This window comes from Streptomyces sp. NPDC107522 (assembly GCF_055657525.1).
This window is the reverse complement of the sequence record NZ_JBVKAU010000026.1, coordinates 56,664-73,860: the sequence shown is the minus strand read 5'-3', so window position 1 is coordinate 73,860 and position 17,197 is coordinate 56,664. Positions and strand designations below refer to the sequence as shown.

Here is a 17,197-nt window from a genome sequence, read left to right as displayed (position 1 = left end):
GGCGAACCGTGCCAAACGCTCCGCTGAACGTGCCGAGACGTGGCGTCTTTTGTGTGCGGCGCCGTCGTGGCTGGTCGCGCAGTTCCCCGCGCCCCTTTGGGGCGCTGTCGGAACCGGCGCGGACTTCGCTCAGGGAACAAGCGTTGAAAATCGGGAAGCCCCGGGACGGGCCTCGTGCGGAACACGGCAGGCGAGTACCGTGCACTTCGTTAGGAAGTTAACTAACGAAGTAGGGTGCGCGTCAAGAGGCGCGGAAACCCGATGCCGAACGACCTTGGCGGCCCTTGGCGGCGCCGGGGAAGTCCGGGCGCGTTCCCGTGTCGTCCGGTGCGGGCTCGCGGCGTGCGGACGAAGGTTTTCGGTGGGGATGCCCGCGGTCGAACGAAGGTGAGACCGGGGAGAGCTACCGGGGCCTCGGCCGGTGCGGCGAGACTGCGTGCCGGGCGGTGCGGGAGTGTCGCCCGACTCCTCGGCGGCGCCCGGCCGCCGCAGCACCACCTGGGGAGAGCATGGACCTGAGCGAGAGCGCGCGTGCGGTGTTCGCCGTGCTGGCCGCGGCCGGCAGCGCGACCCGGCCGCAGCTCGCGAGCCTGGCGGGCCTGTCCAAGCCCACCGTGTCCTCCGCCGTCGCGGAGCTGGAGAGTGCCCGGCTGGCTGCCCACTCCGGCACCGCATCCGGCGGCACGGGCCGTTCCGCCGCCGTCTACGGTCTGGGGCCCGCCGCCGGGGCGGTGCTCGCCGTGGACCTCGGTCCCGCCCTCACCCGGGTGCGCGGCTGCGCCCTGGACGGCACCCTGCTCGCCCAGGCCACCGGGACCCGGGAGGAGGCCGCCGACGTGGTGCGTGAGGCACTCTTCGCGCTGCCCGCCGACGCCCCGCTGCGCACCGTCGTCGTCGCCGTCGGCGACGTCACCGCACGCGAGAAGGAGGGCGCCCGTATGCGCCCCGCCACGGCCAAGGCCGGTCCCGTCTTCGACGCCATGGCCGTCGCCCTGCCGCCGGGCGTTCCCGTCCACCTCGAGAACAACGTCAACTGCGCCGCGCTCGCCGAACTGCACGAGGGCGCCGCGCGGGGCCGGGGCACCTTCGGCTATCTGCGGATCGGCGTCGGCATCGGCCTCGGCATCGTGGTCGGCGGTCAGGTGCTGCGCGGAGCCAACGGCGCCGCCGGTGAGCTGGCCCGGCTGCCGTACCCCTGGGACGACGGCCGCGAGCCGCGCCATGAGGCCCTGGAGGAGTACATCGGCGCCCGTTCGCTCCTGCGGCGGGCGGCCGAGGCCTGGCCGGACGAGGACGGGCCCTGCCCGCGCACCGCCGAGCAGCTCTTCGCCCTGGCGGGGGAGGGCCGGGCCGCGGCCCGCGCCGTGATCGGCCGCCACGCCACCGACGTCGGCCGCCTCGCCGCCGCCGTGACCGCCGTACTGGACCCGGGACTGATCGTCCTGGGCGGCAGCACGGGCGCCGACCCGCAGATCCTGCCCGGTGTGCGGGCCGAGCTCGCCCGGCTGAGCTGGCCCACCGAAGTCGTCAGCAGCATGGTCGGCGATCTCGGCACCGTCGTGGGCGCCGCCCGGCTCGCGGTCTCCCGAGGAGTCCAAACCGTGACCGAGGCCGCGGGGGCGAAGGATTGACGGCTTCCGACTCCATCTGCCAATGTCCGGACAAGCGCTTTCTGAGTCGGCCGGGACGCCGACTCCGGGTGAGCCTCCCGCCCGTACGCGAAGTACGGCAGCCGCACGAGGGCGTGCTTGTGCGACGACGGCCCTCATGGCCGGGGACCCCACCCGTCAAGGCGATGCGGCCGGGCGAGGCCGCGCCCCCGGAAAGCGATATTTCCTGCAAAATGCACCCGTGCCGCCTCGGTCGGCGCCGTGCTCCGTCCCCTATCACGAAAAGGGATCGAAGATGACCACTGTGGGTGTGCGGCGCTCCCGCCGACTCGGCCGCGGCGGTATGCGCCGCCTGGTTCCCCTCGCTGCCGTGGCCACGGCAGGTGGCCTGCTGCTCTCGGCCTGCGGGTCGGGCTCCGAGTCGGGCGGGACCTCCAAGTCGCTGACGTTCTGGATCTCCACGGTTCCGGGGCAGGACGCGGGCTGGAAGAAGATGGTGGCGCAGTACGAGAAGGAAGCCGGCGTCAAGGTCAAGCTCGTCAACATCCCCTACGACGGCTACACGACGAAGCTGCACAACGCCGCGCAGGCGAACTCCCTGCCCGACGTGGCGGCCGTGCCGGCGCTGGACCCGATCTGGTCGAACAAGCTGATCGACCTCAGCTCCATCGCCAACAACAAGACCAACAAGATCAACGCCAACTTCGTCGCCAAGGACTCGTCCGGGAAGGTGCTGTCCATCCCGTCGGACGTCACCGCGTCCGGCATGTTCATCAACAAGTCCCTCTTCGAGAAGGCCGGCGTCTCCTACCCGACCTCGCCCGAGAAGACCTGGACCTGGACCGAGTTCATCAAGGCGGCGAACGAGGTCCGGGAGAAGACCAAGGCCAAGTACTCCCTGACGTTCGACCAGTCGCCGTCCCGGCTGCGCGCCATGGTGTACGAGATGGGCGGCAAGTACGTCCACGCGGACGACTCCGGCAAGTTCTCGGTGGACGCGGCGACCAAGAAGGCCGTGAAGTACTTCGTCGGACTGAACGACGACAAGACCATGCCGAAGTCGGTGTGGACCAGCGGCGCCGACCCGTCGGCCATGTTCCAGAGCGGTGACGTGGTCGCCTACTGGTCCGGCGTGTGGCAGGTTCCCGCCTTCGCGGAGAGCATCAAGAAGTTCGAGTGGGCGAGCGTCCCGACTCCCGCCCAGCCGGTGCAGGCCAGCGACGTCAACAGCGGCGGCATGACGGTGGGCTTCAACAACAACGCCGACGCGGCCGCCGCCGCGAAGAAGTTCCTGTCCTGGCTGTACGAGCCGGCCCACTACCAGGCGCTGTGCGAGGCGTCCGGGTTCCTCCCGGTCGAGAGCGGTCTGAACCCGGCGTACCCCTTCAAGTCCGAGGCGGCACAGGCGGCGTTCAAGCTCTACAACGAGTCGATCCCGCTGTACGACCCGATCTCCGGCTACTTCAACCGCGCGCAGACGAACTGGGTGCTGAAGGGCAAGAGCCTCACCGAGGACCCGACCAAGACGGAGCTCGGCAAGGCGATCAACGGCCAGCAGTCGGCCGACAAGGCCCTGCAGAACATCGTGGACGGCTACAACCAGCAGGTCGGCGGCTGAGCGCAGGCCGACAGGCCCGGGCGGCGGGGTCGAGACACCGCCGCCCGGCCTCAAGGCCCCCGTGATGCCGGGCTCATGGCCTCAGCCCACAGGAACCCATTTCCACCAGCACGGAGTCAGGAAGATGACAAAACGCGCCTCGGACGTGTCGGACGTGTCCGTGAGCCCGCCCAGGAGACGAAGCAAGTACACCGTCGCCCCGCTCGTCCTCATCGCGGCCAATGTCGTGCTCTTCGCGCTGTTCTTCCTCTGGCCGGCGGTGATCGGGCTCGTCTACTCCTTCACGAACTACACGGGCGTGGGGGCGTTCCAGTTCGTCGGACTGGACAACTACAGCAACCTGTTCGGGGACTCCACCTTCTTCGACGCGCTGACCCGGACGCTGCTGTACACCGTGCTCTTCGTTCCGCTGAACTTCGTGTTCTCGCTGCTGATCGCCAACGTGCTGGTGAGCAAGCACGCCAAGGGCGTGTCGGTCGCCCGCGTCTTCTTCTTCATCCCGTGGCTGCTGTCGCCCATCGTCGTGGGTGTCCTGTGGCGGTGGCTGTTCGGTGAGAACTTCGGACTGGTCAACTACCTCATCGAGAAGCTCGGCGGAAGTGCCGTTCCGTGGCAGTCGAACGCGGACCTGTCGCTGCTGGTCGTAGTGGTGGCGGCATCCTGGGCCTGGACGGGCTTCTCCATGCTGCTGTTCATCGCGGCGATCAAGAACGTACCGCAGTCGTACTACGAGGCGGCCGCGCTCGACGGCGCCGGTCCGTGGCGCCAGTTCGTCAGCATCACACTGCCGAGCATCGCGCCGACTTCCTTCATCGTCATCCTGCTCAACACGATCCACGCGATGAAGGAGTACCCGCTGTTCGCCTCCCTCAACAACGGCGGACCCGGAACGTCGAACAACCTGCTTGTCCAGTACATCTACCAGACCGGCTTCAAAACGGGCCAGATCGGCTACGCGAGCGCCGCGTCGTTCGTGCTCATGCTCATCCTGATGGCCGTCGCGATCATCCAGCTGATCGTCAACCGACGGGTGGAGAACCGATGACAACCACAGACACGCCACGCAAGGTCGACTCCGCGCCCGGACGGGCTGTTCCCAAGAAGCGGCCCGGCGGCGCGGCCAGTGGTGGGCTCCGGCGGGCGATCCCCGCGACGACACTGCTGTGGGTCCTGGCGGCCCTCTACGGGGTGCCGGTGCTGTGGTTCGTCCTCAGCTCCTTCAAACCGGCGGGCGACCTGTTCTCCCTTCCGCTGACGCTGTTTCCGCACAACCCCACCGTGTCGGGTTACAGGGCGGCGTGGGAGAGCGCCAACTTCTCCCAGTACTTCATCAACACGACCATCGTGTGCGTGATCGCGACGATCCTCACGGTGGGAGTCAGCTGCTGCACGGGGTACGCGCTGGCCAAGTACGACAACAAGTGGCTCAAGGTCTTCTTCGTCGGCATCCTGGCCACCACGATGCTGCCGTCCGAGGTCATGCTCGCCCCGCAGTTCCTGGTGGTCCGCGACCTCGGCCTCTACAACTCGCTCGCCGGCATCATCCTCCCGGCCGTGCTCACCGCGACCGGATGCTTCATGTTCCGCCAGTTCTTCCTGACGGTCCCCGACGAGCTCATCGAGGCCGCCCGCATCGACGGCGCCCGTGAGCTGTCGATCTTCCTGCGGATCATGGTTCCGGTCTCCCGGCCCATCATGCTGACGCTCGCCATCCTGTCGTTCCAGTGGCGCTGGAACGACTACATCTGGCCGCTGCTGATGCTCAACGACCCCGAGAAGTTCACCGTGCAGATCGGCATCCAGAGCCTCGTCGGGGCGCAGAACATCAACTGGTCGGTGCTGCTCGGCGGATCGGTCATCTCCATGATCCCGCTGATCGTCGTCTTCCTGGTGTTCCAGCGTTACGTCATGAACGCCGACATCAACGCCGGACTGAAGGACTGACCTTGCCCACCCCGCTCGACCACGAGTTCGTCCGCGCGGCGGCCCGCGCCGCCGACCGGGCGGCCGCCCCACTGGCGGCCGACCCCGACGAGGAACCCGCCGATGTGCCGCACCGTGGTCTGGCGCGCCGGGTGAAGACCCTGGTCGCGGCATACCGTTCCCCGGACTCGGCACTGCACGGCAGCGGGCAGGCCGTCGCCGCCGCGATGACCCACCTCCGCGCCCTGCGGGCCGTGCAGACGGCCTCCGGCCTCTTCGCGGGCGGCGACAACGTTCAGTCACCGCCGGACTCCGCGTTCACCGTCAACGACGTGTGCGACACGCACGTCCTCGCCGCCGACGCGGGGCCGGAACTGCACGACGTCACGGCCGCGCTCGCCGAGATCGCCGGCGCCGCCACCGGCAGCCTCCTGACCGGTGGGGTGCACACCCCGAACCACCGCTGGGAGCTGTCCGCGGCGCTGGCCCGGCTGCACCGGTCGTTCCCGGACGACCGGCTGCTCGCCCGCGTCGAGGAGTGGCTCGCCGAGGGCGTCGACATCGACGCGGAGGGCCTGTACTCGGAACGCAGCGCCGTCTACGCGTCGCACGTGACCAACCCGTCTCTGCTGCTCCTGGCCGACGTGCTCGACCGCCCCGACCTGCGGGACGCCGTCGAACGCAACCTCGCCGCCACCCTGGACCTCATCAGGCCGGACGGCACGGTGGAGACCGTCCACTCGCGACGGCAGGACCAGAAGCACCCGTACCCGCTGGTGCCCTACCTGCCGCACTACCGGCTGCTCGCGATCCGCACCGGCCGGGGCGACTTCGCCCGGGCGGCGCGGCTGGCGGCCGCCGGCGGCATCGACGACCCCGACCTGCTCGCCCAGACCCTCCTCACCCCGGACCTGTGCCGCGCCCTGCCGGCCCCGGCCGCGGAGACACTTCCTCACGACCGGTACATCACCACCGCACGCCTCGCCGTGCGCGCCTCGACCACCGCGCACACGGTGGTGTACGGCGGTTCCGACGTGCCCGAGCACCGTCGCATCCGCTCGGGCCTCGCCTGCAACCCCACCTTCCTGCGCCTGTTCGCCGGCGACGCCGTCCTCGACGCGGTCCGCCTCTCGCGGGGCTTCTTCGACCTGGGCCCGTTCCGCGCCGCCGGCATGCGACAGCTCGCCGACAACCGGTACCGGCTCACCGAAACCCTCACGGCCGCCTACTACCAGCCGCTCCCGACGGACCAGCGGCGGGACGACGGCGTCTACCGGCTGGTGGACGAGGGACGCTTCTCGGCCGCGATGGCCTTCCCGGACCGGCCTCGGGACGAGGTCTCCCACACGACCCGCGTCGAGGTGGACCTGCGGGAGGACGGTGCCGACCTGCGGATCGACCTCAGCGGACCACGGGTGCCCTGGGCCCTCGAACTGACCTTCCGGCCGGGCGGCGTGCTTGAGGGCGCCGTACCGATCGGCGACGGGCGCTGGTGCCTGACGACCGGAGCGATGACCTACCGGGTCGGCGACGACGAGATCCGGATCGAGGCCGGCGTCGAGGCAGGCGATCCGCCGGCCGGGCCGGAACGGAGCGACGTACTGCGGTACGACCCGGGGCAGGACTACACCGTGGTGGGCGGCACCGACGCCACGACCGGGAACCGCGTCTACATCGGCGGACTCGGCCCGCACACACTGACCGTCGCACTGCGCGCCCGCCGGACCGCACCTGTCGCGTGACCCCGGCGAACCACACCATGGCCACCTCAGGCATGAAGGGCTGACCACCCGTGCATCTCCCTCGCCAGCTCGGCGCCCTGCACGACCTCCCCGACACCCCGCAGGCGTACGACGCCGTCCTCGCCGCCGTCACCGAGGAGGCCCTCGCCCGGCTCACGCCGGAGGGCAACCTGGAGCACCCTGACTGCGGCGACGACATCGGCGACACGTCGCTCGGCATCACCTCACTGCTCGCCCTGGCCTGGCAGCGCGGACACGACCCGCGCCTGCCGGAGGCGGTGCGCCGCAGCCTCGCCTTCCATCTGCGCGAGCGGGTGTACACCGAGGACAACCCCGGCTACCCGAACCTCAAGGCACGCGGCACAGGCCTGCCGTACGCCCGTTACGTGCTCGAGGCGGGCGCCCACCCCATCGGCGACTGGCCGAGCACGGTGTGGGCGCTGCTCCAGGCGGTCAACGTGCTCGACCTGGCCGACGGCCTCGTCGGGGACGAGCAGCGCGCCGAACTCCTGCAGGTGGCCCAGGGCTACTGGCACTGGCTGACCGAGGCGACCTTCTTCAATCCGCAGGAGGCGGGCAACCAGGCCATCGGCTGTGTCGTCGGCGGATTGATGCTGGCCCGCCATCTGCCGCCGGAGCAGGGCGAGTCGGTGCGTGCGCGGGCGATCGCCCTGTACGCCGACGAGATCCGGGCCCGTCGAGTGGCGGACCGGGGCGCCCTGCTGCCGCCCGAGCACGGCGGCGCCTACGACAACAACTACGGCCCGATCTCCCTGTCCTTCCTCGCCCAGGCCCACCGGATCAGCGGCGAGGAGATCTTCGCCGAGGACGGCGACGCGCTCGCCCGCTACATCGACGCCCGCCTGACGAACGGCGGCTTCGACAACGGCGGACCGCGCTACAGCGAGCAGCACTCCGGCTTCGAGTCGGTGCTCGGCCTGCGCTACTTCAGCGCCCGGATCGGCTCCGACCTGGGCCGCTACCGGGGCGACACCCGGTGGGGCCGGCACGCGGTCAAGGCGGACGGCGGCGTCGACGGTCACTTCGCCTGGATGCTGGTCTGGCAGATCCAGGACACCACCCGCTGGCACCGCAGCCCGTCGCGGGTCCCCGCCCGTCACCAACTCCGTGCGGGCACGGTCTCGGTGGCCTTCGACAGCCGTATGACGCCGTCGCTGGTCGAGGCGGCGGGGACGTACTACCTACCGGCCGCGGTGAACCGGCAGCACGGATTCGGCCCGGTCACGGACGGCTTCCTGTTCTGCCGCCCCATGGGCGAGGTCCGCGTGCGCGATGTGAGCGCCGACGGCCTCACCGCCAAGCTGGTCACCAAGCCGGTCGTCGGCCGCGACCACGTCCTGCGCCACGTCCAGTCCCTGTACGTCACCGACGGCACCAGCCTGTGGACGACCGTCGCGGTGGAACGGCTCCCCGGAACGCCGTACCTGCTCGCCGGCCTGCCGTACGCCACCGACGACGGCGACCGGGTGCGCCGGACCGCGGAGGGCCAGGTCACGGCCGCGGGTGAACTCCGCCTCACCCACCCGGAGTCGGACGGCCCGGACCACTTCGACGCCGGCGCGGACCGGACCCAGGAAGAGGCGGCCTTCGCCCTGGCGGCCGACCCCCGCGGCTACGGCAACCCCGACGAAGGCTGGCGTCACCTGGCCAGCTCGACGGCCCTGGAGGCCGCCCCGGCCCCCGGCGCCCCGGAGGACCTGCACGTGTTCGCCGTACGGTACGGACGGACGGGCCCGTTCGCGCCCACGTTCACCTATGACGGTCCTGGGCTGACGGTCCGCACCGAGGCGTTCACCGCCCTGATCGGCGAGGCGGCGGGCGACGCGCACGGGGAGCCGGAGCTGACCCTGCGGGCCGTATAGGGACGCGCGCTCACCCGGGCCGGTCAGGTCCCGGCACGCGCGGCGGGCGGCTCCTGCGAGACGGGCAGGATCGCGCCCGGCACCACCAGGTCGGCGCGGTCCCGGGTCGCGGCGACCAGCTCCGCGTTGCGCTGGTCCGAGCGCAGCACCCAGGCCACCGCCTCGTCGTGCGACTTGCCGAACCGCTCGTGCCGGGCGATCAGCCGCCGGAGCCGCTCCGCCTCGTCGAGCTCGCAGAACCACACCTCGTCCAGCTGCGGCCGGACCCGCGCCCACGCGCCGGTGTCCAGCAGCAGGTAGTTGCCCTCGGTCACGACCAGCCGGGCCGTCGGCTCCACCGGGACGGCGCCCGCGATCGGCTGCTCCAGCACCCGCTCGAAGCCGGGCGCGTACACGGTGTCGCCGGGCTCCTCGTGCAGGCGCCGCAGCAGGGCCGCGTACCCCGCCGCGTCGAAGGTGTCCGGCGCGCCCTTGCGGTCCCGGCGGCCGAGCCGGTCCAGCTCGACGTCGGCGAGGTGGAAGCCGTCCATGGGCACATGCGCGACCCACGGCTCCCCGGCGCCGTTCAGCTCCCGCACCAACTGCTCGGCGAGCGTCGTCTTGCCCGCGCCGGGGCTGCCGGCGATGCCGAGGACGGCGCGGCGGCCGTCCCGGGAGAGGGAACGGGCCCGGGTCAGGAGGTCGTCGAAGGTCAGGGTCACACAGCAGAGTCTGTCACCCGGTCGGTGGGCGGGCGTCCACAGTGCCCAGCGACGGAAGACGGCCGGTCCACGTCAGGCTCTTGGCCGAACTCCGCGCTGCACACCCATCCCTTGCGGGTTAGTTTGTCCGTGTTTTCGGTGTTTCCCGGTTCCCCGCCGCCAACTCGCCAGGCCGTGGGGCTGAGAAGCCCTACGACGCGTAGGGGTGAGGGGCGGACGATGACCTACGGCACGAAGTCCGTGCTCGTCGGTATGGGACGGCGCGACGAGGCGCTCGTGTCCGGCAGGATGCGGCGGGCCCACGGGGACGGCCTGCTCGCGGCGGTGGCCGGCGCCTTCACGCTCGCCCAACTCCTCCTGGTGCGGCCCTCGATCGGCCTCGGCTGGGACGAGGTCGTGTACGTCAGCCAGGTCGGCACCGAGGCTCCGGCCGCCTTCTTCAGCGCACCACGCGCGCGTGGCGTGTCCCTGCTGGTGTGGCCCGTCGCCTCCTGGTCGTCGTCCACGACACTGCTGCGCGTCTATCTCGCGGTCCTGTCCGGGCTGGCCCTGTACCTGGCCCTGCGCGCCTGGCGCGGACTGTTCCCGGCCCGTGTCCTGGCCGGTGCGGGCGCCCTGTTCGCCACGCTGTGGATGACCCTCTTCTACGGCCCGCAGGCCATGCCCAACCTCTGGGTCGCGTTCGGCGCCCTGACCTGCGTCGGCTGCTTCCTGCGCGCCCGCGAGGACCGCTTCGACCGACGGGCGCTGTGGGGTGTCGTGGCAGGCGCCGCGGTGATGGCGTGGATGCGGCCCACGGACGCCGTATGGGTCGCCCTCCCGCTCCTCGTCCTCGCGGTGGCGGTACGGCACTGGCGGCTCGGGGCCGCCCTCGTGGCGGGCCTCGTGGCCGGGGGCGTGGAGTGGGTGATCGAGGCGTTCGTCGGCTACGGCGGCCTGCGGGAGCGGCTGAACGAGGCCTCCCGCATCCAGGGCGACCTGGGCTGGAACTTCGCCGTCGACGATCAGATGCGCAGCCTGGTCGGCAGCACCCTGTGCCGGCCCTGCAACGGCGAGATGCCCCACCCGGTCGTCTACGCCTGGTGGTTCGTCCTGCCTCTGCTCGCCGCCCTCGGTCTTGTGGCCGCGATCCTCGCCGGACGCACCATCCGCACCCTGGTTCCGCTGCTCTGCGCCGCGACGGCCGCCTTCCCGTACCTGTTCATGATCGGATACGCGGCGCCCCGTTTCCTCCTGCCCGCCTACGCACTCCTCGCCGTCCCGGTCGCGACCGCGCTGCGCCACCTGGTCAAGACGCGCTACGGCCGGTGGCGCCCCGTGGCCGCCGCCGTGATCGCGCTCGGGCTGGCCGGACATCTGGCCGTGCAGTACGCCGTCCTGGACCGCGCCGTGCACCGCACCACCGCAGGCCGGCAGGACTGGGCCCGCTCGGCCGCCGAACTGCACCGCCTGGGCGTACGGCCGCCCTGTCTGCTCACCGGCCACGAGGCCATCCCCGTCGCCTACTACACCGGCTGCTCGTCCGGCGCGACCCGCGGCCACAACGCCAACACCACGATCGCCGAGATCCTGCGGACCGCCCGCAGCGTCCCGGTCGGCGCCCTCACCACACCCGGCGGCACACCGCCCCGGTACGCCCGCGACTGGCAGCTGCACCGCCTCGACGGCCTGGAGGTCCGCATCGCCCCGGCGCCGGGCGCGGGCGGACCGGCGTGACGCCGGAGCAGGTCCTCGACGGGGCCCCGCGCAGACGGGCCTACTGGCACAGCGCCTGCACGCTCGCCGTCCTCGTGGCCGTGGTCTGGCTGGCCCGGCGCCACTGGCCGGTGCTCGAAACCGGCGTGGTCCGGCTGGCCGTCGCCGACCAGGGCTGGCTGCTGGTGGCCGCCGCGGCCACCCTCCTGACATGGCCGTGCTCGGCGCTCGCCCTGCAGGGCGCGGTGCCCCACCGGCTGCCGCCGGGGCGGCTCGTGGCGGCGCAGTTCGCCGCCTGTGCCGCCAACCAGGTGCTGCCCGCCGGCCTCGGCTCGGGCGCCGTGAACCTGCGTCTCCTGATGCGCTCCGGCATGTCGCTCGCCGGCGCGGCCACCGCGGTCGCGGTCAAGGGCACGGCCGGCGCGATCGTGCGCGGCACGCTGATCGCCGTACTCGTCGCGACCCGCCCCGGAGTGCCGCGTCTCCCGCACATCGGCAGGGGGTACCTCGTCGCCGTGTGCGCCGTGACCGTCGTCGCGGCCGCCCTGCTCGCCGGAACGCTGCGGGGGCGGTGCCGACGGGCCCTCAGACGCTGTCGTCGAACTCCCGACCGCCCGGCGACGCCTGGCACCTACGCTCGCCCGATTGCCGACCCACCCACGTGGCTGCGCCACGAGAACGCTCCGGCGCCTTGCGATCGCACGCTCCCGCACGCGCGCACCGGCTTCGCTCGGCTCACCCCGGCACACCCCCATCGCCGCCGACCAGGGCCGCCCTTGTGGCGGACGACAGGGGTTCCCCGACAGGGCCTGGCGGCGGTGCGGGCGTACCTCGCAGCCGTGCACGCGAGCCCGGCAAGGGCGGCGGCCCTCTGGGGCGGCTCGCTGGCCTTCGTGACGCTGCACTGCGGCGTGCTCATCGCCGTCACCCGCGCGGTCGCCCTGCCCCTCCCACCCGCCCTGGTGGCACTGCTCTACCTCGCCGCCGGCACCGCGGCCGCCCTGCTGCCCACACCCGGCGGACTCGGCTCCCTCGACGCGGCACTCGCCCTCGCCCTCACCGCCGTCGGCGCCCCGGCCGCGGCGGCCGCCTCCGCCGTGCTCGGCTATCGGCTGCTCACGGTGTGGCTGCCGCTCCTTCCCGGGCTGGTGGTGCTCGCGGTGCTCGTCCGGCGCCGGGCACTGTGAGCGTCAAAGGCGTTTCCCGGTCGGCCGGTTCAGGTAGGAGTCCGGTTGTCGGCCGGACGACGGAGGGGGACTGTCATGGCGAGCAGTGAGCACGAGGGACGGCTGGGGGAGGAGTTCTTCACGCCGGGGACCTCGTCCTTCACCGAGCTCCTGGCGGCACACCGCCCTGCCCTGCTGCCCATGCGCCGCCCCTTCCCGGACGGCGTCCGCGCCGCACCCGACCGCTTTCCGCACGGCACCACCGTGCTGGCCCTCACCTACCGCGACGGCGTGCTGATCGCCGGCGACCGCAGGGCCACCATGGGCAACCTCATCGCCCAGCGCGACCTGGAGAAGGTCCACCCCGCGGACGACCACACCGCGGTCGCCTTCGCCGGCACCGTCGGACTCGCGCTGGACATGGTGAAGCTCTACCAGGTCGAGCTGAAGCACTTCGAGAAGATCGAGGGCATCCCCATGACCCTCAAGGCGAAGGCGTCCCGGCTCGCCGGCATGATCCGGCAGAACCTCGGCCAGGCCATGCAGGGCCTCGCCGTCGCACCGCTCCTCGCCGGTTACGACGTCAAGGCCCCCGAGGGCGCGCGAGGCCGCATCTTCGACTTCGAGATCACCGGCGGACCGTACGAGAAGTACGACTTCCACGCCGAGGGCTCCGGATCGCCGTACGCCCGCGGCGCCCTCAAGAAGCTGTTCCGCGCGGGGATGTCCCGGCACGAGGCGGCGCTCGCCGCACTGCACGCGCTGTACGACGCGGCGGACGACGACTCGGCGACCGGCGGACCGGACATCAACCGCCGTATCTTCCCCACCGTCTCGGTGATCACCGAGGACGGCTTCGAACGGCTGCCCGAGTCGGAGACGGAAGAGCTGAGCCGCCAGATGGTCGAACAGCGCCACAGCCGCCCGGACGGCCCGAACGCCGCTCCCTGACGGCCGGTTCGCTCTTTCCGGGGCCCTGGCCGCGCGTTTTCCCTCCCCATGGCCAAGAGCTTTGGCTTCCATGGCCAAGAACTGCCTCTGCCTTTACTGCACATGGTTTGCAAGTACTGGACGATTACTGCAAGCTGTTACAAGGCAGCCGCCCGCAACACAGCGACACAGCAACAAGGAAGTCACTCCCTCCCCGATGACGGCCGCCCCTGACTCCACTCCGACCCTCCCCGCCACGGCCCCCTCGCAGCACACGGCCCGGCACCGCGTCCACACCCCCATGACGCGGCAGGAGTGGAGCAGGGTCGGCGGTATGGCCGCGTTCTTGCTGGCCCTGCACGTCATCGGCTGGGGCACCCTCGTCGCCGTCGCGCCCGAGCACCACAGCATCGGCGGGCAGTCCTTCGGCACCGGCATCGGCGTCACCGCGTACACCCTCGGCATGCGGCACGCCTTCGACGCCGACCACATCGCGGCGATCGACAACACCACACGCAAGCTGATGGGGGAGGGGCAGCGGCCGCTGTCGGTGGGCCTGTGGTTCTCGCTGGGCCACTCCAGCGTGGTCTTCGCCCTGGCGCTCCTGCTCTCCCGGGCGTAAGGGCACTGGCCGGACCGGTCCGCGACGACGACTCCCGCCTCCACGACCTCACCGGCCTGATCGGTACGACCGTCTCCGGGGCCTTCCTCTATCTCATCGCGGCGATCAACCTGGTCGTGCTCGCCGGCATCTGGAAGGTGTTCCGCCGGATGCGCTCGGGCCGCTACGACGAGGCGGCCCTCGAGCAACACCTGAACAACCGCGGCTTCATGAACCGGCTCCTCGGCCGCGTCACGCGCGCGGTCACCAGGCCCTGGCACATGTACCCGCTCGGTCTGCTTCGGCCTCGGCTTCGACACCGCGACCGAGGTCGCCCTGCTCGTCCTGGCCGGCTCGGGCGCCGCCTCCGGCCTGCCCTGGTACGCGATCCTCTGCCTGCCGGTCCTCTTCGCCGCCGGCATGTCCCTCCTGGACACGATCGACGGAACCTTCATGAACTTCGCCTACGGCTGGGCGTTCTCCCAGCCGGTCCGCAAGGTCTACTACAACCTCACCGTCACCGGCCTGTCCGTCGCCGTCGCCCTGCTCATCGGCACGGTCGAACTCCTCACCCTCCTCGCCGACCGCCTCGCCCTGCACGGCCCGTTCTGGCACTGGATCACCGGCCTCGACCTCAACACGGCCGGCTTCGCCGTCGTGGGCCTGTTCCTCGCCACGTGGATCGCCGCCATGTCGGTGTGGAAGGCCGGCCGCATCGAGGAGAAGTGGACGGCGGAGGAGCCGTAACCCGACTGGCTCGCTGTGTTGACGACCGCCGGCGGACGCCGGGTTCGATCCGTCGGCCGTCGCCGCCTGAGCCGGTCACCCGCGCAGCCCCACCTCCCCCCGCCACCTGACGAACTGCTTCTCCGGATCGCCGGTGTACGCCCACGGAGCCCGCGTGGCCCGGCGCCCCAGCATCCGGAACAGGGACGCGGCGATGTCGTGGAGCCCGGCGTAACACGCCGCGTGCGCCAGGTAGTTGACGTCGCGCAGCTCGCCGGGGGCCACGTCCTCCAAGGTGCGGTTCGTGATCCAGCGCTCCCAGGTGCGGCGTACGTCGCTGACGGCGCCGTCGTGACTCCAGTGCTGGCCGAGCCGCAGGGAGTCGTGCCGGCCCTTGGCCGCGTCCAGGGCATAGCGGAACTCCTCCACCCGGGCGTACTGCACGAGCACCGGCAGCGGGCAGCCGGACGGTGCGACCCCGGCCGCGTCGCGGGCGAAGTCGTACATCAGGCCGTGGGTGCCGTGCCAGCGCGAGGAGTAGTAGTGCAGCACCTGCAGATGCCCCTCCACGCTGTACGGGTCGCGCTGGTGCAACTCGTCCCACCAGCGGCCCAGTTCCTGCCGCCGTACGCCCGACGGATACAGCCGCGCCACGGAGATGAGCGAGATCCACGGCGTCGGGTCGTCCGGGTACGCGTCGGCGGCCGTCAGGCACGACAGCACCGCGGCGTCGACGCGCCGGGTGTCGATCGGCACGCCCCGGCCCGCGGCGATGGCCAGATTGAACGCCCGGGTCGTCTCCGTGGCCGCCCGCAGCACCAGCGCGTCGGCGCTGTGCGGCTCGGCGGCCAGCCACGACTCCACCGTCGAACTGCCCGCACACGCCTGCGCGAGCAGCCGCACCCGGTGGCCCCGCACCAGCCAGTCCGGACCGGTGGCCCGCAGCAGCTCCCGCAGTCCCTGCCAGCGGCCGATGACGATGTCCTGGCGGGCGCAGGTGAGGGGCGCGTCCCCGCAGTCGGGGTCGAAGTCGGGAGCGAAGTCGCGTCTGGAACTGCCTTTCGCCATCGGGGCCTCCCTCAGAAGTCGGTGGGAAGACCCTCGTGGACAAGGGAGTCCTTGCCGTCGGCGCGGGCCGGAACGTAGTCCGCCTCGACGGTCCGCGCGGCGTCCAGCTTGGCCGGCCGGTAGTAGTCGCTGCCCTGCCTCCAGTACCAGAGCATCGGAATCAGCCCGGCCGCGAGGCCGCCGATGCCGATCGCGATCGCCGAACGACTCAGCTCGCCCAGCGACTCGACGAAGATCCAGAACATGAACAGGGCCCCGAACAGCGGCCACAGACCGCCGAGCAGGAAGTTGGCCACCGACTTCAGCAGCATCCTGCGGTAGGCGACGACCACCGCGAGGCCCGTCAGCCCGTAGTAGACGGCGATCTGCAGTCCCATCGCCGAGATGGCGTCGGAGAGGATCTCGCCCACCGTACCGAGGGAGTTGGAGGCGATGAACATCGCCAGCGCCACCACGCCGACCACCGCGATCGCCACCCACGGGGTGTTCCACCGGCGGTGCACACGGCCCAGCGCGGACGGCATCGTACGGTCCCGGCCCATCGCGAACAGCGAGCGCGTGACCTGGATGAGCGTGGTCTCCAGGGTGGCGATGGTGGACAGCATCACCGCCACGACCAGCAACTTGCCGCCCCAGCCCGGCCAGATCTCCTCACCGAGCACGGCCAGCACATTGGCGTCGTTGTCCTGGATCTGCTTCGAGGACAGGATGAAGTTCACCGCGATGGTGAACGCCTCGAACAGCAGGAACACGATGCCCACCCCGATGAGGCCCGCGAGACCCGTCGTGCGACGGCTGTTGCGGGTCTCCTCACTGAGGTTGCTGGTGACGTCCCAACCCCAGTAGTAGAACGCGGCAATCAGCGCCCCCGAGGCGAATCCCGTCACCCCGTCGAAGTGCCCGAAGCCGAGCCAGGACCAGTCGAACGCCCGGGCGCTGCCCGAGTGGAAGAGGGCGAGGGCGGCGAACAGGGCCAGTATGGCCAACTCCACACCGGACATCACAAGCTGCGCCCGGACCGTGAGGCGCGCGCCGCCCAGCACCACGAACAGCATGATCAGGAACCAGCCGGCGCCGACCAGCGTGGACAGCGCGGTGTTGTCGGCGAGTTCCTCGTCGAAGAGAGCGAGCGTCATCGACCCGGCGGGCAGGGAACCGGCCACCATGAAGATCGTCGCCGAGATCACCAGCGCCCAGCCGCTGATGAACCCCAGAAAGGGGTGCAGCGTACGCCCGACCCACGAGTAACTGGCGCCCGCGTTCACGTCGATCCGGCTCAGGTAGCTGAAGGCGAGCGCGATGCCCAGCATCGGTATCGCGCAGTACAGCAGCGCGGCCGGACTGGCCAGGCCCACTGCCCCGACGAGGACCGCCGTGGTCGCGGCGATCGAGTACGCCGGAGCGCTGCCCGCGACCGCCATCACCACCGTGTCGAACATACCGAGGACATTGGCCTGCAGCCCTCTGCCCCTGCTGTCGCTCATGGATGTGCTGCTTTCCGTCTTGCACGACGCGAGGGCCGACCGGCCCCGAC

General features: G+C 71.3%; 12 protein-coding genes and 1 pseudogene. 10 read left to right on the top strand and 3 right to left on the bottom strand.

Annotation, left to right across the window (positions count from 1 at the left end; genetic code table 11):
• Positions 1-509 precede the first annotated feature (509 nt).
• The 6 genes from ACZ7L6_RS41300 to ACZ7L6_RS41275 all read left to right on the top strand — a co-directional run bounded on the left by ACZ7L6_RS41300 (position 510) and on the right by ACZ7L6_RS41275 (position 8,776).
• A complete protein-coding gene (locus ACZ7L6_RS41300; protein WP_471933306.1) occupies positions 510-1,631 on the top strand; it encodes an ROK family transcriptional regulator in 1,122 nt (373 codons plus the stop codon).
• 274 nt (positions 1,632-1,905) lie between these two features.
• On the top strand, positions 1,906-3,228 hold the full coding sequence (locus tag ACZ7L6_RS41295; RefSeq protein ID WP_471933304.1) for an extracellular solute-binding protein: 1,323 nt from the start codon (positions 1,906-1,908) through the stop codon (positions 3,226-3,228).
• A gap of 124 nt (positions 3,229-3,352) precedes the next feature.
• Positions 3,353-4,273, top strand: coding sequence for a carbohydrate ABC transporter permease (locus ACZ7L6_RS41290; RefSeq protein WP_471933302.1), 921 nt, complete (start codon positions 3,353-3,355; stop codon positions 4,271-4,273).
• On the top strand, positions 4,270-5,172 hold the full coding sequence (locus ACZ7L6_RS41285) for a carbohydrate ABC transporter permease (protein WP_471933300.1): 903 nt from the start codon (positions 4,270-4,272) through the stop codon (positions 5,170-5,172). The genes ACZ7L6_RS41290 and ACZ7L6_RS41285 overlap by 4 nt, the downstream gene beginning before the upstream one ends.
• A gap of 2 nt (positions 5,173-5,174) precedes the next feature.
• On the top strand, positions 5,175-6,893 hold the full coding sequence (locus tag ACZ7L6_RS41280; RefSeq protein ID WP_471933298.1) for a hypothetical protein: 1,719 nt from the start codon (positions 5,175-5,177) through the stop codon (positions 6,891-6,893).
• 50 nt (positions 6,894-6,943) lie between these two features.
• Positions 6,944-8,776 (top strand): hypothetical protein, encoded by a 1,833-nt coding sequence (locus ACZ7L6_RS41275; RefSeq protein WP_471933296.1) that lies wholly within the window; start codon positions 6,944-6,946, stop codon positions 8,774-8,776.
• A 23-nt stretch (positions 8,777-8,799) separates the two neighbouring features.
• On the opposite strand, the gene ACZ7L6_RS41270 is transcribed toward ACZ7L6_RS41275, so the two are convergent.
• Positions 8,800-9,477 (bottom strand): nucleoside/nucleotide kinase family protein, encoded by a 678-nt coding sequence (locus ACZ7L6_RS41270; protein ID WP_471933294.1) that lies wholly within the window; start codon positions 9,475-9,477, stop codon positions 8,800-8,802.
• Between the two features lie 219 nt (positions 9,478-9,696).
• Between ACZ7L6_RS41270 and ACZ7L6_RS41265 the strand changes: the two genes are divergently transcribed.
• The 4 genes and pseudogenes from ACZ7L6_RS41265 (at position 9,697) to nicT (ending at position 14,616) form a co-directional block, all read left to right on the top strand.
• Positions 9,697-11,193: a hypothetical protein gene (locus ACZ7L6_RS41265; RefSeq protein ID WP_471933292.1), complete on the top strand. Its 1,497-nt coding sequence runs from the start codon at positions 9,697-9,699 to the stop codon at positions 11,191-11,193.
• Positions 11,190-12,359 (top strand): lysylphosphatidylglycerol synthase domain-containing protein, encoded by a 1,170-nt coding sequence (locus ACZ7L6_RS41260; protein WP_471933290.1) that lies wholly within the window; start codon positions 11,190-11,192, stop codon positions 12,357-12,359. Before ACZ7L6_RS41265 ends, ACZ7L6_RS41260 begins: the two co-directional genes overlap by 4 nt.
• Positions 12,360-12,434: 75 nt before the next feature.
• Positions 12,435-13,289, top strand: a complete 855-nt coding sequence (gene prcB, locus ACZ7L6_RS41255) for a proteasome subunit beta (protein WP_471933288.1) — start codon at positions 12,435-12,437, stop codon at positions 13,287-13,289.
• A 196-nt stretch (positions 13,290-13,485) separates the two neighbouring features.
• Positions 13,486-14,616: pseudogene (gene nicT / locus ACZ7L6_RS41250) on the top strand (Nickel transporter NicT).
• Between the two features lie 75 nt (positions 14,617-14,691).
• Here the strand turns inward: nicT and ACZ7L6_RS41245 are convergent.
• Both ACZ7L6_RS41245 and ACZ7L6_RS41240 read right to left on the bottom strand, forming a co-directional pair.
• Positions 14,692-15,663, bottom strand: a complete 972-nt coding sequence (locus ACZ7L6_RS41245; protein ID WP_471933286.1) for a hypothetical protein — start codon at positions 15,661-15,663, stop codon at positions 14,692-14,694.
• A gap of 11 nt (positions 15,664-15,674) precedes the next feature.
• Positions 15,675-17,147, bottom strand: coding sequence for an APC family permease (locus ACZ7L6_RS41240; RefSeq protein ID WP_471933285.1), 1,473 nt, complete (start codon positions 17,145-17,147; stop codon positions 15,675-15,677).
• Positions 17,148-17,197: the final 50 nt, after the last annotated feature.

What these genes read in the sequence shown, in the direction of transcription:
- ACZ7L6_RS41265 (WP_471933292.1), top strand. Translation starts at nt 9,697, where the DNA reads ATGACCTACGGCACGAAGTCCGTGCTCGTCGGTATGGGACGGCGCGAC.
- ACZ7L6_RS41240 (WP_471933285.1), bottom strand. Translation starts at nt 17,147, where the DNA reads ATGAGCGACAGCAGGGGCAGAGGGCTGCAGGCCAATGTCCTCGGTATG.
- ACZ7L6_RS41295 (WP_471933304.1), top strand. Translation starts at nt 1,906, where the DNA reads ATGACCACTGTGGGTGTGCGGCGCTCCCGCCGACTCGGCCGCGGCGGT.
- ACZ7L6_RS41290 (WP_471933302.1), top strand. Translation starts at nt 3,353, where the DNA reads ATGACAAAACGCGCCTCGGACGTGTCGGACGTGTCCGTGAGCCCGCCC.
- ACZ7L6_RS41245 (WP_471933286.1), bottom strand. Translation starts at nt 15,663, where the DNA reads ATGGCGAAAGGCAGTTCCAGACGCGACTTCGCTCCCGACTTCGACCCC.
- ACZ7L6_RS41285 (WP_471933300.1), top strand. Translation starts at nt 4,270, where the DNA reads ATGACAACCACAGACACGCCACGCAAGGTCGACTCCGCGCCCGGACGG.
- ACZ7L6_RS41300 (WP_471933306.1), top strand. Translation starts at nt 510, where the DNA reads ATGGACCTGAGCGAGAGCGCGCGTGCGGTGTTCGCCGTGCTGGCCGCG.
- prcB (WP_471933288.1), top strand. Translation starts at nt 12,435, where the DNA reads ATGGCGAGCAGTGAGCACGAGGGACGGCTGGGGGAGGAGTTCTTCACG.